Source organism: Paenibacillus lupini (assembly GCF_011761355.1).
In the GTDB taxonomy this organism is placed as follows: Bacteria; Bacillota; Bacilli; order Paenibacillales; family Paenibacillaceae; genus Pristimantibacillus; species Pristimantibacillus lupini.
In genome coordinates this window covers 553,766-568,849 of the sequence record NZ_JAASRW010000003.1, presented here as the reverse complement: position 1 = coordinate 568,849, position 15,084 = coordinate 553,766, and the positions used below count along the sequence as shown (strand labels likewise).

13 protein-coding genes are annotated in these 15,084 nt (G+C 46.6%); 2 read left to right on the top strand and 11 right to left on the bottom strand.

The features are described 5' to 3' along the window. Nucleotides 1-16 precede the first annotated feature (16 nt). The 5 genes from FHS17_RS12210 to FHS17_RS12190 all read right to left on the bottom strand — a co-directional run bounded on the left by FHS17_RS12210 (nt 17) and on the right by FHS17_RS12190 (nt 6,675). Nucleotides 17-841, bottom strand: coding sequence for a carbohydrate ABC transporter permease (locus FHS17_RS12210; RefSeq protein WP_167278671.1), 825 nt, complete (start codon nt 839-841; stop codon nt 17-19). 3 nt (nt 842-844) lie between these two features. Then, complete coding sequence (locus FHS17_RS12205; protein WP_167278670.1) at nt 845-1,729, bottom strand: carbohydrate ABC transporter permease; 885 nt, start codon at nt 1,727-1,729, stop codon at nt 845-847. Nucleotides 1,730-1,816: 87 nt separating this feature from the next. Beyond that, nucleotides 1,817-3,166 carry an ABC transporter substrate-binding protein gene (locus FHS17_RS12200; RefSeq protein WP_167278669.1) on the bottom strand — a complete coding sequence of 450 codons (1,350 nt, stop codon included), beginning with the start codon at nt 3,164-3,166 and terminating at the stop codon, nt 1,817-1,819. 153 nt (nt 3,167-3,319) lie between these two features. Further along, complete coding sequence (locus FHS17_RS12195) at nt 3,320-4,882, bottom strand: response regulator (protein ID WP_167278668.1); 1,563 nt, start codon at nt 4,880-4,882, stop codon at nt 3,320-3,322. A gap of 2 nt (nt 4,883-4,884) precedes the next feature. Continuing rightward, a complete protein-coding gene (locus FHS17_RS12190) occupies nt 4,885-6,675 on the bottom strand; it encodes a cache domain-containing sensor histidine kinase (RefSeq protein WP_167278667.1) in 1,791 nt (596 codons plus the stop codon). 387 nt (nt 6,676-7,062) lie between these two features. Here FHS17_RS12190 and FHS17_RS31095 point away from each other — a divergent pair, with 387 nt between their 5' ends. After that, the gene (locus tag FHS17_RS31095) at nt 7,063-9,846 is read left to right on the top strand and encodes a carbohydrate binding domain-containing protein (protein WP_167278666.1); all 2,784 of its coding nucleotides are present in this window, start codon (nt 7,063-7,065) and stop codon (nt 9,844-9,846) included. A gap of 76 nt (nt 9,847-9,922) precedes the next feature. Here the strand turns inward: FHS17_RS31095 and FHS17_RS12180 are convergent, their stop codons facing one another. Further along, nucleotides 9,923-10,207, bottom strand: a complete 285-nt coding sequence (locus tag FHS17_RS12180; RefSeq protein WP_167278665.1) for a hypothetical protein — start codon at nt 10,205-10,207, stop codon at nt 9,923-9,925. 168 nt (nt 10,208-10,375) lie between these two features. Here FHS17_RS12180 and FHS17_RS12175 point away from each other — a divergent pair, with 168 nt between their 5' ends. Further along, entirely contained in the window at nt 10,376-10,990 is a 615-nt protein-coding gene (locus tag FHS17_RS12175) for a DUF975 family protein (protein WP_167278664.1), read from the top strand. A gap of 337 nt (nt 10,991-11,327) precedes the next feature. Here the strand turns inward: FHS17_RS12175 and FHS17_RS12170 are convergent, their stop codons facing one another. The 5 genes from FHS17_RS12170 to FHS17_RS12150 form a co-directional block, all read right to left on the bottom strand. Then, entirely contained in the window at nt 11,328-12,599 is a 1,272-nt protein-coding gene (locus FHS17_RS12170; protein WP_167278663.1) for a hypothetical protein, read from the bottom strand. Then, on the bottom strand, nt 12,580-13,122 hold the full coding sequence (locus FHS17_RS12165) for a sigma-70 family RNA polymerase sigma factor (RefSeq protein WP_167278662.1): 543 nt from the start codon (nt 13,120-13,122) through the stop codon (nt 12,580-12,582). The genes FHS17_RS12170 and FHS17_RS12165 overlap by 20 nt, the downstream gene beginning before the upstream one ends. 131 nt (nt 13,123-13,253) lie before the next feature. Beyond that, nucleotides 13,254-13,535, bottom strand: a complete 282-nt coding sequence (locus FHS17_RS12160; RefSeq protein WP_243865309.1) for a DUF4190 domain-containing protein — start codon at nt 13,533-13,535, stop codon at nt 13,254-13,256. A gap of 116 nt (nt 13,536-13,651) precedes the next feature. Then, entirely contained in the window at nt 13,652-14,086 is a 435-nt protein-coding gene (locus FHS17_RS12155; protein ID WP_167278660.1) for a rhodanese-like domain-containing protein, read from the bottom strand. 106 nt (nt 14,087-14,192) lie between these two features. Further along, entirely contained in the window at nt 14,193-15,080 is an 888-nt protein-coding gene (locus FHS17_RS12150) for a LysR family transcriptional regulator (protein ID WP_167278659.1), read from the bottom strand. Between the last annotated feature and the right edge of the window lie 4 nt (nt 15,081-15,084).

The following is a 15,084-nucleotide window of genomic DNA, read 5'->3' as shown; positions in this document are numbered from 1 at the left end:
AAATGGTGACTTTAAGTTATTTAACCGAACCGCTGACGATTCCCGAGAAGATGAAACGCTGCATGATGAGATATAGAATAGTCGTCGGAATAAGAATGATAAGCAATGCCGCACACACCACGTTCCACTGCGCGCTGTTGACGCCAACAAAGTTCATAAGCCCTGTGGAGACAACACGAAGCTTTTGCGATGGCATATACAAATAAGGGATATACATATCGTTGTAGATCGAGATGCTTTTCAGAATAATCGCAGTCGCTGTCGCCGGTGCAAGCAGCGGGAAAATAATCGAGCGATAGATTCGGAATAAAGAAGCACCTTCAATCATGGCATTCTCATCAAGATCGTAAGGAATATGGCGTATGAATTGCAGATACAAGTAGATTTGAACCACGTCCGTGCCAAGATAGAGCAGCACCGGACCGTACAAGGAATTAAACAGACCAAGCTCTTTAATGATGCCGAAGGTGGCCACCTGTGTTGTAACGGAAGGGATAAGAGTAGCCGCTACATAAGCGCCAAGGATCCAGGACTTCAGCTTAAAATTAAAGCGACCCAGCGCAAATGCCACCATCGTACCCATCAGCACGTTGCCAAGGACAGACAGGACCAGAATTACACCTGTATTCGAGAAAGCCTGAAGCATATCCCCGCGGTGAAACACGGTCGAGAAGTTTTCGAGATAAGCAAACGACTTAGGAAAATCAAAAACACTGGATTTGGCATACTCCTCATTGCCCTTGAATGCATTCAAGATGACGACATAAGGAGGGAACAAGATAACAAATACAGCCACCAGCAGCACCGCGTACTTCAGTACATTAGCAATCGTACGGGACATTTTTTATTCCTCCCCCCGTAAGATCAGCTTCCGCTGTACGAAAATAACCAACACCACGATACACAGCAGCACCATCCCCATCGCCGAAGCGAGACCATAGTTGCTGAAGTTGAAAGCTGTCTCTACGCTTTTCGTAACGAAGGTTTGGCTTGCACCAGCTGGACCACCTTTGGTCATTACAAACGGCAGATCGAATACTTCAAGTGCTCCGCTGACCGTAAGCAGCATGCTTAGTTCCACAATCTTGATAATGCTCGGCCAAGTAATGTAGAGGAAGGACTTGAATGGCCCTGCTCCATCAATCTTCGCCGCTTCATACAGGTCACCCGGAATGGATTGTAAAGCACCTAAATAAATAACCATATTAAAGCCCATGAACTTCCACATCGAGATGAAAGCTAGTGAGTAGTTGACGATTCCAGCGTCTCCGAGCCAGCTCTTAATCCAGGATTCCAACCCGATGGAAGTAAGCAGCGCATTAAGCGAGCCGTTCTGTGCGTCGTAGACATAAGTGAACATATAAGCGATCGCAACACTGTTCAGAATATACGGCAGGAAGAGCAGCACACGGAACGTATTGCGTCCTCTTAACCGTGAATTAAGCAGCACCGCGAAGAACAAAGCAAGAATGTTCTGGACAATCCCGCCCATGAAGTAAACAACGTTATGGGAGAATACACTAAAAATATCCGCATTCGTGAAAATTTCCTTGTAGTTGTTAAAGCCTACCCAAGCCTTCTCCGGGCTGTAGCCGTCCCATGAGGTAAAGCTCAGCCAAGCCAGATATATTGCTGGATAGAAGGAAAATACCGCAAGCAGCAGCAGCGGAACCGTCAGGAATGAAAATAAGATGACATAACGCTGTACCTTGTAACTCATTGCAAACATCGGCAGCCCTTCTTTACTTCGTGATAAGGAGGAAGAGAAAACGTTATCGAAGAATACCGATAATCATCTTCTCTTCCAATGACGTACTTATTTAACTAATGCAGCCTTAGCGTCTTTCCACTTCTTGTTGTAAGAAGCAAACACTTCTTTCATGTCTTTGCCCATAATAGCGTCTTGTGCAAATGCGCTTGTGTCGAATTGCATTTTGTTCGCGATCGCCAGGTAGTCATCGTTCTCAGCAGCCATCTCAATTACTTTTGGATTAGTCGCCATAAACTCGTTCAGTTGAGCAAGCTTAGGCTGTTTGTCTTTCAATACTGGAATGAAGCCAGCATAGTCGTCATAACCGGATTCTTCGATTAGGAACTTCAAGAATGCTTTTGCTGTATCCGGATTTTCGCTGTTCTTATCAATGCCGTAGTAGTAGTCGGAAGCCAGGATAACCTTCGCTTCACCACTGTTGTCGAGCGGCAATGGGAAGAAGCCTACATCTTCAGCAGCAGCGCCGTTATCTACAACTTGCGGTACTACCCAGTTGCCAAGCAGGAACATCGCAATTTTACCGGAAGCAACGTCTTTCTTCGAACCTTCCCAGTTCGTCGACATCAGGTCCTTCTCCACATAACCGCTGTCTACCATTTTCTTCAGGATCGAGAACGCCTGCCAGTGAGGACCGTCAACGGCGAATGGCTCGTCCTGTGTAGCCATTGTGTTATGCAGCATTGGGTCACCGGCATAAATAAACGCCTCTTGATCCCAGCCATACAGCGGCCATTTGTCTTTAAAGTTTGTCGCGAGTGGTGTAATGCCAGCTGCTTTCAGCTTTTCTGCATCAGCATAAAACTCATCAAGCGTTTTTGGTACAGCTGTAATGCCAGCTGCAGCAAATGCTTTTTTGTTGTACGTTACGCCCATCGCTGCGCTGCCGGAGGAAATACCGTATAGTTTACCGTCTTGGCTGCGATTGTCTTTGAAGTAAATGCGGTCGTTCAGTCCCAGATCATCAACCGGCAGGTAGAAGTTCGGAAGATCCGAGTTTTTCACCGTGCCCGGGATCAAGCTAATATCGGCCAGCTCGTTGGACGCCATACGGATTTTTGTCGTTTGGTCATAATCCTTAATCGCTTCAATCTCAACTGTTGCATCCGGATATTTCTCGTGGAATTTATCTGCGTAAGTTTTAAGCTCTGTATCTACGAGGTCAGTCCGGTTTGTTGTGAATACAACCTTGCCGGCAATCTTCGGTGCAGCTGGCTCTTCTGTAGCTGTATTCGTTGCTGCTGCGTTGTCTGCTGTGTTTGTTGCGGCAGCATTGTCCGCCTTGTTGTTACTTGCTGGTGTACCTTCGTTGTTACCATTGTTCGAACCGCACCCTGCTGCCATTGACATTGCAAGGCCTAGTACTGCTACTGTGGAAAGCAATTGCTTTTTCTTCAAACTCGACGCCCCCTCGAATATGTGTTGAATGCGCTTACCTACAAGAGCAATTATAGGGAATGCGCTTTCATAATTTAATGTCGTAAGCTTATATTTATGGTCTTTTTTTTGGATAATTTGAAAAGCTTCCGAAAGTACTTTCACAGAAAAGTTTTATTTATTCCGATACTCCTTCGGCGTTACGCCAACCATCTTCTTGAACACCTTATTGAAATAGATAGAGTCCGGATAGCCGACCTGCTCGCCTACCTCATACACCTTCAGGTCCAGACGCTTCTTCAGAAGCTCCTTCGCCTTCATCATCCGAAGCTGCAGCACGTATTGCGTAATCGTCTGCCCCATCTCCTGCTTGAATAACGTACTGAGATAGCTTGGATTAAGGAATACCCTCTCCGACAGCTCTGTCAGCTCCACATCCTTATCATAATCCTGTTGAATAAGCTGCTTTACCGTCTCGATTACCCGGTTGCCGCCTTCTTTGCGTACAGAAGCCAGCCGGTACAATGACAGCTCAAGCAGATGCAGAATCCGCTCCTTCAGCTCGGCAAAATTGAAAAAGTCCGCAACCGACTGGTACACTCCAATACCCGGCGGCGTCAGCTTCACAAGCTCATCCAGCAGTCCATCAACCTTCTGCACAGCCGTATACAGCAGATTCGCCATGAATTGAACAATATCCGCGTAAGGTGGTTTTACCCTTTCTATTTCCACAAATAAATCATGAACAGCTGCTCCGATCCCGTCTACATCCAGCCGTTCTAGAGCTTTCGTAAATTCCCCTTCCATCAGTCCAGTGAAAAAGGCAGGGTCAACCGAGGCATTGGCTCCTTCTTTTACCGTCACAATTGCAAATGGCTCACGCTTGTAAATACCAGCATAGGATAATACCAGTGCTTCGTTATAGGCTGTTGCTGCCGATGCGCTCCCCTTATAACTGCTGCTAATTCCGATCACAAATTTCCCTTTGGCGGCAAATTGCAGCTCATTAATAAGGCGAAGTGCTGTTTTATGGGCTAATCTTCCGGTATCCTCTTCCTTCTGGCAGGGAACAAGCAAAGCAACAATCTGCGCTTCCATTACTGCACACTCTAGACCAACAGATACCATCGTTCTTCCCCATTCCAACAGCTGCTCCTTCATCCCTTGACTGGATGCACGGATGGTCAGCACCGCATAAGACTGCTCCAGCACAGCGGACATGGAAAAGCCGCCCGCCTCACCAGCAAACGGGGCTTCGAGATCACCGCCAAACAGCTTGCGCAGCTGCTGCTCTTTCAACAGCAGATCGCTAATTTGAGCTTTTTTGCTCAGCAGCTGTTCCTTCTCCTTTTCCTGCTTGGCAGCCTTCAGCTCCTCATGAATGTGAGACAAGTTGGCAAGTAATTCTTCCTTATCGACGGGCTTGATCAAATAATCCTTTACCCCATATTGCAAAGCTGTCCGTGCATAATCGAAATCATTGTAGCCGCTTAAGATCAGACATCTTGTATCCGGCAGACGGCGTCTAAGCTCCTCTATAAACTGCAGCCCGTCCATATAGGGCATTTTAATATCGGTAATCACCACATCCGGCGCCAGACGATCTAGCTCTTGGGAAGCCTCGAAACCATTCGAGAAGCTGCCCACGACAAGGTAATCCTCATTCAGCTTGGAAATAATCTTCTCCAGTCCACGGCGAATCAAATCTTCATCATCAATAATCATAATGCTAAGCATCGCTAGTCACCTTGCCTTCTAGGTAGTTTTAAATAGACAGTTGTGCCTTCTCCCCACTTGCTCTCAATCTCAAGGCCATACATCTCGCCATAATGCAGCTTGATTCGTTCATTCACATTACGCAGCCCTACCCCTGTCTTTGAGCCTCCTGCATCCCGAGTGCCGTTCATCGATTGACGAAGCAAATCCAGTGTCACGCCGTCCATGCCTGCTCCTTCATCCTTAATAGAAAAGATAATGAGCTGCTCCTTCATCTCAGCAGATAAGCGAATGGATACCTCATTTGGCTTACCCTCCACGCCATGGATGATTGCATTCTCTACAATCGGCTGGAACGTCAGCTTCATCACAGGGAAATTCAGCAGCTCCTGCGGAATTTCGAAAGTCATATTAAATCGGTTGTTGAACCGGTAACGCAAAAGTTGAAGATAACGCTCCAGATGCTGCATTTCCTCCCTCAGCTCTACCGTCTCGCGTCCTCGATTAATGCTGTATCGCAGCAGCTTCCCAAGCGTGAAGGTCATCTCGGCTACTTCCTCATCATCATTGATCTCAGCCGTCATGCGGATCGTTTCGAGCGTATTGTATATAAAATGAGGATTGATCTGGCTTTGCAGCGCCTCCAGATCTGCTTCCTTCTTACGCGACTGGATCACGTAGATTTCCGAGATGAGCTCCTTCATCCGCCTCAGCATGCGGTTAAACTCCATGCCAAGAATACCGACCTCATCCTTTTGCTTCACATCAAAACTGACGTCCATGTTTCCGCCGCGCACGCTGCGCATCAGATCCGTCATCTGGCGGAGTGACCTCGTCATCATAAACGACAGCACTACCGAGACAAGCAGGGCAAAGCCGATAATCCCAATCGTCGTCGTAAGCGTCACATTCCGCGTCAGCTGGGCATCATGATGCAAATAATTAACGGGGATGAACGCAAATATTTTCCACCCGGTATCCTTCGAGACGGAGTAAGTGCAAATATAGGAAATATGGTCGACCACAATATTAAAGCTGCCTTGATCGCCAATAGCCTTCTCCACAACCTCATTACCCGTAATATTGCTGGCCGTCAAAATGTGGTCGCTGTCATAAGCAACATTATTCTCGCCGTCGATAATGAGCGTCTTCCCGTTCGTTACCGTGTTAAGCTCCTGTACAACATTTTCAATGATACTAATATCTGCATCAACCGCCACAAATCCGATATTCTCCAGCGTGCCGATATCCCGGATACTGCGCAGCACCGTGAATAAATATTGGGGAGAACCATTCGCACGTACAACCCGCTGCGTTGGTATGATGACTGGATCACCGTTTCCTTCAATCGCCAGCTCCTTCCATTTCTCATACTGGCTCATCATATCCTCACGAATGGCATCACTCTTGATCCGATAGAACACGTTCCCAAAATTATCATAGATATACGCCGAATAGAGATCCTTCCTCATGCTATCAAGTAATCCGATATAGAAGTCCATCTGGCGCTGCTTCTCAAGCGTCATTTCCTGATGGCTCAAATATTGCTGCATCGAGACCGAATAGAGAGGGATTTTGCTGACGGTCATCATATCTTCCAGATGGTTATCGAGATTGGTCTGCATATTGCTGATTAACTCGGTGACGTAGTTTTTTGTGTTCTTATTAATAGACTGAATATAGTTCTGATAGGAAATAAACCCCGTTGCCGAGATCGGAATGATGATAAGCACCACAAATACGATAATCAGCTTCTTCTGCATCGTCATACTGCTGATTCCAGTAAAATGGAAAAACCCTCGCCTCTTTTTCATTTATGCCCTGCCCCTATTCATTTCTAATATGTAAGCGTTTACTGTGATTCTGACATAGAGCTGAACAACCTGGCAACCTTTTCTTCCTGTAAGTCGCATAGGCCTAAACAGAATGCAAGAAACCTAAAAATTAGCCAATAGTCAGGAGAGAAATAAGGCGTTAGATTAATAGCACGCGGCATGCGTATTTGTGATGGAGAGGAGGTAAAGCGCTTACATTTTCTAGGAGATGGCGTGTGCCGGTACTGCTTTTGAAGGATGAATTGCTAGAAACGGCATTTGGCGTGCCGTTGAACGAATGACAATTTTAATGCTTACGAAGTAAGAATCATCACAATTGGCCCGACTAGGCCAATTGGGTGACAATTCTTTTTAGGAGGTAATCATGTGATCACAACCAGATTCCGTATGCTTTCCTACTCACTCGCTCTATTGCTCGCCTTTATGTCTTTATTAGCCCTTGTTGGTCCTCCGGCCAAAAAAGCTTCCGCAGCCGTATCCGGTTTTGTTACCCGCTCCGGCAGCCAGCTTATGCTAAACGGCCAGCCTTTCCGCTACAGTGGACCTAACCTGTACTGGATCGGACTTGATGAGAACCCTACTGATTTCCCAACTCCATTCCGTGTAAATAATGCCTTCCAAACAGCTAAAGAAATGGGCGCGACCGTTGTCCGCTCCCATGCAGCCAATTCCTTTGGATGCGCCAAATGTATTATGCCAACGCTTAATACATACAACGAGGAAGCCTTCCAGAAGCTTGATTATGCGATCAAAGCAGCTGGAGACAACGGACTGCGCCTCGTGTTGCCGCTTATCGACCAATACGATTACTATCATGGCGGCAAAAAATCATGGACACGCTGGTTCGGCTATCCCGATGACGGAATCAGCTATACCGGTTACGAGTTCTATTACAAACCAGAAATTATTAGTGCTTTCAAGCAGCATTTGAACGTCCTGCTTAACCGTACAAATACCCTCACAGGTATTAAGTACAAAGACGATCCAACGATTATGGCTTGGGAGACCGGTAATGAGCTGGGCTGGTACGACAACCCAACAGCCATGAAGAACTGGACGCAGGAAATTGCGGACTATCTGAAAAGCATCGACAGCAACCATCTCGTTGTCGACGGGACTTATGGCGTGAAGGATGCTCATCTCTCCATTAACAGCGTGGATATTTACAGCGACCACTTCTACCAATGGCCAGCTGTAGGCGCATGCTGCAAAGGCTTATCTGTCACGCAGCTCAACACGCAAGCTGATAAAGTGCAAGCCGCAGGCAAAGCGATGATTGTTGGCGAATTCGCCTGGAACCTCGAGACTTACGGTTCCCTTGCTAACTTCCTGTCTGCAATCGAAGCACATCCGGCGATTGCCGGCAGCGCTTACTGGGCTCTTTTTGGACAAAATGATGATTACGGCTACAAAGTGCATAACGATGGCTTCACGATCTACTATCCAGGCACAACAACAGATATGCGGGCTAAAGCCCAACAGCTTCGCAATCACGCTTATGCTATGCGCGGAATAGCGGTTCCTGCCGCAGGCGTGCCAGGCGATCCACTGATTACCGGACATCAGGCAAATGGCGGCAAGGTGCAGCTCAAGTGGAGAGGTGTAGCCGCAGCAGACAAATATACAGTGGAACGTGCAACAGCTGGGGCAAGCGGACCATGGACTGTCGTATGTAATCAATGTGCAACAGATAACGACACCCCTTGGACTGATCCAACTTCCGTATCGGGTACCGCCTACTGGTATAAAGTTAAAGCACATAACCTTGCTGGGGTTGCCGGAGCTTACTCTCCTGTCTATGCAACCGGCGGAACGGCACTTCCAGCTCCTGGTGCTTTTACACTGACTACACCAACGAGCGGAGCCACGAATCAAAGTGTGCTGCCGACATTGGCATGGAATACTTCCAGCAATGCAACGAGCTACACCCTTGTTGTAGCAGATAACAGCTCCTATACGAGCCCTGTTATTAATGCCAGCGGACTGACATCAACATCCTACACGCCAGGATCCTCCTTAGCCTATAACAAAACCTATTATTGGAAAGTAACCGCGGTGAACGGAACCGGTTCTACTACGGCATCGAATGCCGGACTTACCTTCACAACTGCGGCTCAAGTGTCATCTCTTACGATTGACTCGTTTGACTCTTATGCTTCAGACAGCGCACTGCAAAGTGCCTATGTCCGCAACACGGACGGCGGAGCGTTAACGGTTACTCGGGATACTACAAATAAAAATGGCGGCACTTACGGCATGAAGTTCAACTATACCATTGCAGCTTCCCCTGCCAACTTTGCAGGTGCAACTAAGCAGCTTGGTACCGCAGACTGGTCCGGAACTACAGGCTTGTCGCTGTGGCTGAAGCCGGACGGCTCGAACCGTACCCTCACTATTCAGTTCAAAGAAACAAACGGAGAGTTATGGGAAACCTACTTCACCTTATCTGGGACAACAGCAAGCGTCGTTAATCTGCCTTTCACCTCCTTTAACCATCCGAGCTGGTACAGCGGCGGCAATGGTGTGAAGGACCTGAATCAGATTAAGGAATACAGCATCTACGTCAATCAAGGTTCCGGGACGACCGGCAGCAGCTCCATCTACTTTGACTCCGTAACAGCGGGTCAAGTTGGCGGGGGCACACAACCTACAGGTGATGCAATTGACAGCTTTGACAGCTATGCTTCTAACAGTGCACTGCAGTCTGCCTACCCAGCTAACTCTTCTGGCAGCGCGATTACTCCTACACTTGATACAACTGTGAAAAGTGATGGTACAAACAGCATGAAGCTGAGCTACAGCATCACTACGGCAGCTAACTATGCTGGTGTTGTTCACCCACTCTCTGCGAATTGGACGGGTAAAACCGGGATCTCACTATGGGTGAAGCCTGACGGCTCGAATCGCACGCTTACTGTACAGTTCAAAGAAGCTAGCGGTGAACCATGGGAGACCACTTATGTGTTGTCCGGTACAACGGCAACCACGATCCAGGTTCCTTTCAGCAGCTTCGCCCGTCCAAGCTGGTATAGCGGCGGCAACAGCACACGTGATCTTGGCTCCATCTCAGAAATCAACTTCTATGTGAATCAGGGATCAGGCAGCACAGGCAGCAGTACAATTAACATTGATGCGGTGAAAACGTATTAAGCCTATTTAATTGTAAAAGCCCCCTCAAGTCGGCTAGGTGCCGGTTTGAGGGGGCTTTTCTCTTTTTCTACTACTACTAGGACAAGTACGCGTATAGAACCAGCGTCCCAATGCTGCCAATCCATAACATAGGTACGCAGTTCGTTATAATAGCCGCTCTCTTATAGCGTTTATGGATACACCAGGCGACGATTGAGCTCGTAATCATGAAGATGGGATAGACTCCAATCGCAACTACAAATAAGACACTCCCTACACTAAAACCGCTGTCAAAAGCAAAAAACGATACCCCAAACGTGAACAACCACGGAATCAGCGCAAGCACATAAATGATCTGACTGATGACTAAATACTTCTTCATTCTTTTCCCCCTGTTATCTATATGACATTAATTATTCGAGGAAATGAATAAATATCCTTTAGCTTGTACAGCAGGAATGTTCATTCCGGTCCCCTCGTATATTTAGATGGCTAACGAACAACAATCTTTGTTGTTTGTGTGAACATTCTGTTTAGGAGGTACATATCCATGAATGCATCTTACTCGGAACTAAGGGCCAGAGCTCGAGACAGCTTGAGGGGTAATTGGGGAAAAGCTATCGGAGGTTTTGTGCTGTCCCTGCTGCTCGCTGCTGTCGTAGGCATGCTCAACTACTTGCTCCCGATTGTCGGTAATCTGATTGGCATCCTTGTCAGCGGCTCCATTTCTTTAGGAATGATCAGCTTCTTCTTAGGAATTGCGAGAAAAGAAAACCCACCTGTATCGGAAGTATTTAGCGGCTTCTCCCTTATTATCAAAGCGTTCTGTCTGTATTTTATGATTGGTTTATTCACTTTCTTATGGACGTTACTGTTTATCATTCCGGGTATCATTGCGGCTTTCCGTTACTCCCAGGCTTATTTTCTTCTTCGAGACAATCCTGACATCGGCGTCATGGAGGCCATTACCGAGAGCAAACGGCTGATGATCGGTCATAAATGGCGCTACTTCGTGCTTCAGCTTACGTTTATCGGCTGGGCCATCCTAGCTTCCATCACTTGCGGCATCGGCTATCTGTGGCTGGCTCCATACATTAGCGTGACACAAGCTCACTTCTATGATGATCTGATTGGCCGCGCACCGGCTATTGATAATATTAATTAGGTGTGACAGCTCCAGCTGCCTCCGCTTTCCCGGTTACCCAGTTGCTGCACACCTCAACACCAGACTGGATTTCGTACAACATAATCTAACTATACTGTAGAGCAGCTTGGTCTACATTGGATTAGTTACAGCATAATCTGTACTTTTCGGCGATAATAGGCATGTTTCAGTGAAGTATACTGGAGAAAATCCACTCTAGCTTCAGGTTAGCTCCTTACCTCTTAATATCGTTGGACCAAATCCAACATAGCGCTGAGGTTTCCAGCTACTAACGAAAAAAAACGTCCTCTCCATGCGGCTCACTTGCCGTACGGAGAGGACGTTTGACGTTTGGTTGTTAGCCTGCGAAATCCTCCGCATTAAAATGGAACTCCCACGGTCCCCGGATAACCACATAAGGCCTTATAATATGCAAATTGAGATGCTTGCTCCCAGCCTTTATTGTACATTCCATATAGACAATTTCCCCAGTCTGTTCGTTCAGCCTAGCCATCCCACTCTCTTTAGCACTAAACTCATAAAGTGAAGAGCGTGCCTGTTCATCATAGTGAAGATCCGTATACAATCGAAGCGTCGTTGCCGAAGTCTTTTCCACCTTCGTAATGGTTACCGGATAGCCCGCGATCTCAAACGTTTGGTTCAAGTGATCATTGGTATCAGTCGGTACCTTAACAGTTACCTCATCGTTATAGGCAACACTTATTTCAGGCAAAGTCAGCTTATAGGAGCCATCATTCGTAACGGATAACGGGAAGTAAAATTCGCTTCGTGGACTACTTAGACCTTCCACATATCTTATATCCAGGTTATTTCCAGCTTCATCCACCACATGAAGTTTACGGCTCTCCTCATGATTATTGACACCCAATATCCCGTAATCGAGGATTCTGTAATTCTGCTCTGAAGGCGAGACCAAGGACACCCTTGCTTCCCTATCTACCCGATCGGTAACAGCGGTAATAGACAAGCCGTTAACGGTTGAAGTTGGACCAAGGTCGGAATAAGTGGCAACAGACTTTGCTGCAGAAAGACGAATAGGCACTTTAATATCTGGCTCCTGAGGAATAATTAAAGTTAGATCACCTTTAACATCCAATTTCCCTTTATGCCAAAAGGAAGCCGTCCACCATTGTCCCGGAGCCGCCAAAGCCATTGATCTTTCGAAAGTAGTTGCAGATCCTTGAGCATGAATTAAAGTAACACTTTCAATCCGAGGTGTGTTCTTACCAGTCATTGTAATATACGTCATCTCGTCATCGGACAGGATACCGGTAATAACAATGCTTCCTTCTTCTCCAACCTTTAAAGTAATTGGCTTACTCAGAACATACCTCTCCTGTGATGACTCCTCCTCTTTGACCATTCCCATACCGGGCACAAACTGCAAAGCATTCTGTATGGCCGCCCATACTTTGGTGTGGTTAACCAATGCCGTTGACAATAGGATGACAGCAAACACAACGGCAACAGCAGCCCATCCCCGACTGAAACGTTTTGCCCGTTGCTCCCGCTTTGCTTGCTCTATACCTATCCGCCCTCTTTGACGAAGCTCAGAAGGGATGGGTATGGCCTCTATCTGCTGTTTCAAATTATCGGAATCCATAGCCATAATCTCCATCCTCCTCTACTCTTTGCCTTAACTTCTTTAATGCCCGATACAGTAAGGTCTTCCCTGTCCCAAGCGGAATATCCAACACTTCCGTTACTTCCCGAATCGTTAGATCATAATAAAAACGTAAGATGATAACATTTTTTTCTTCAGGCTCAAGTGCTTCGATGAGTTCCTTCAACGTCAAGGATAAAGGAAGATCCTCATCATCCTTTATCGTTATGGATTCGATATAGTCTGGCTTCCACTGGATTTGCCGTTTTCGTTTTCGCAGCAGATCGATGGAGCAGCTAATAGCGATCTTAATAAGCCATGTTTTGAAGTACTCCGGCTCCTTTAATTTCTTTATTGATTTGAAGGACCGATAGGCTGTTTCTTGAACAACATCAAGTGAATCTTCTTCATTGCCCAAATACACATAAGCCACTCGGTATAAATCTTCGTCAAATTGCTGAAAAAGCTCCAGGTATGCCGATTCATCACCACGTTGAGCCTTCCTCACCAGGTCAATAATGCCATTCACCTACTTTGCTTGAACAGTTACTCTCATACAGATTAGACGCGTAAATCGATCATTTGGCTCTACTGATGAAAAATAAAAAGCATTCCCTCTAGTGAAGGAATGCTTTTTGCTAGTTAAGCTACAGCTTACCTTTAAGAAAAAGTAAAAGTTATTATTACTAAAAGGAACAATAAAAGTATTCCATACCCAATCGTCCCTACAATTCCACAGACTAAACCCGCGGTTGCAAAGCCGCGCCCTTGTTCTCCTGTTTGATTTATTTCATTCTTTGCTTTCCTAGCGAACACAATCGCAATGATCCCTAGAATAAATCCCAAATACGGCACTACAAGAGCCAAAATACCAAGTACTAGGGCAACAATCGATTTATCGTTAGTCTTGTTCGCTCGAAATGAACTTCCCTGCATTTCCATTACCACCACCATGTTCCATTTTATTCTATATTATATGATCCCTAGTACTTCTGGAAGACTAATAAAAAAAGAGCCAGATCCCCTATAAAGGAATCTGACCTCTCGTCTCAACTATTTTAGCCCACCATCGGTGCGGTCTCGACATGTGTACCTTCGACTTCATTGCCTTCTTTTCTCCAGTACTCGATGCCTCCCAGCATCTCTTTTACTTTAAAGCCCAAGCCGGAGAGGCGTGCTGCGCCTTTGGTACCGCCGTTGCAGGCAGGGCTCCAGCAATAAACAACAATGAGCTGATCCTTCGAGAAGCTTGCCGTTGTCTCGGCGCTGATCTGGTTCGATGGAAGGTTAATCGCTCCAGCAACATGGCATTCCGCATAAGCTTTTTCACTTCGTACGTCAATCAGCAGGAAGTCGTTCAGACCATGCTTCATATCGTAATAAACATCCGCTACATCGGTCTCTACCGAGAGCTTGTTCAAGTAATGGCGGTGTGTCACTTCCGGCGATGCTGCAGGAGTTTCAAGAACGAGAGAATAAGATCTGTTTGTCATAATCGTTGCCTCCAATTAGGGGATTCAGCCAATGGCCTTGGCTTGTTGAAAACAATATAACATGACCCCTTCTAACGGAGTTATCGATCAATATTGATGCGATACTTCAATTATTCTGATGATTGCCCTCGCCGATCAAATCAACGAAACCTATGAAAGCTTTCGACTGCCATTTCTTCTTGGAATAAACAAGCTGCGTATAGAACCGGCACTCCGGGTGGTTAAAAGGGACCGCGATCAATTTCTGCTTCTGGATATCATCAGCTACAGCAATACGCGGCAGCAAAGCAACGCCAAGTCCATATACCACACATTGCTTAATTGCTTCCAGATTGCCGAACTCATAAGAGGGTTTAAAATCGATCTCGCTATGCCGCAGTACTTTGAGCAGCATCGCCCGGTACGAGCAGCCATCCTCTGTCAATATAAGTGGTTCACCAGCCAAATCCTCCACCTGAATCTCACTTAATTGCGAGAAACGATGTTCCGGATTCGCAATAATAACAAGCTCCTCTTCCCGTAAAACCTGTGTATGAAGCTCGGGATCTGCAAACGGCGGGTCCAAAATAATTCCCACGTCCAGCGTTCCCTCTTTTACCGACTCAATAATAAACGGCTCATTCGCCGGCTGAATCATGATGCTGATGTCCGGATATTGCTGACGGTAAGTCTGTAAGTAAGGCGGTAAATAATAGGCAGCCAGTGTCTCAATCGTTCCGATCGAGAGCGTCCCTTTGGACTGCTTGGAGACAACTTCCTTGGACTCTTCATGCAGCCGAATGACTTCCTTCGCATAAGGAAGCAGCGCTTCACCGGCGATTGTCAGTCTCATACTTCTGCCAAACCGCTCGAAGAGCACGGCCCCATACGATTCCTCAAGACGTTGAATCTGGGTGGTAATACTGGACTGTGCATAACCGAGATTCTCGGCAGTACGAGTGAAGCTCCCCCATTTGGCAACTTCACAGAAGGTTTTCAAATAGGTAAGCTCCATCTCA

Bases quoted from the DNA above. Each gene is read 5' to 3' on its own strand.
- FHS17_RS12210 (WP_167278671.1), bottom strand. From the start codon at position 841: ATGTCCCGTACGATTGCTAATGTACTGAAGTACGCGGTGCTGCTGGTG.
- FHS17_RS12205 (WP_167278670.1), bottom strand. From the start codon at position 1,729: ATGTTTGCAATGAGTTACAAGGTACAGCGTTATGTCATCTTATTTTCA.
- FHS17_RS12195 (WP_167278668.1), bottom strand. From the start codon at position 4,882: ATGCTTAGCATTATGATTATTGATGATGAAGATTTGATTCGCCGTGGA.
- FHS17_RS12190 (WP_167278667.1), bottom strand. From the start codon at position 6,675: ATGAAAAAGAGGCGAGGGTTTTTCCATTTTACTGGAATCAGCAGTATG.
- FHS17_RS12180 (WP_167278665.1), bottom strand. From the start codon at position 10,207: ATGAAGAAGTATTTAGTCATCAGTCAGATCATTTATGTGCTTGCGCTG.
- FHS17_RS12175 (WP_167278664.1), top strand. From the start codon at position 10,376: ATGAATGCATCTTACTCGGAACTAAGGGCCAGAGCTCGAGACAGCTTG.
- FHS17_RS12170 (WP_167278663.1), bottom strand. From the start codon at position 12,599: ATGGCTATGGATTCCGATAATTTGAAACAGCAGATAGAGGCCATACCC.
- FHS17_RS12160 (WP_243865309.1), bottom strand. From the start codon at position 13,535: ATGGAAATGCAGGGAAGTTCATTTCGAGCGAACAAGACTAACGATAAA.
- FHS17_RS12155 (WP_167278660.1), bottom strand. From the start codon at position 14,086: ATGACAAACAGATCTTATTCTCTCGTTCTTGAAACTCCTGCAGCATCG.
- FHS17_RS12150 (WP_167278659.1), bottom strand. From the start codon at position 15,080: ATGGAGCTTACCTATTTGAAAACCTTCTGTGAAGTTGCCAAATGGGGG.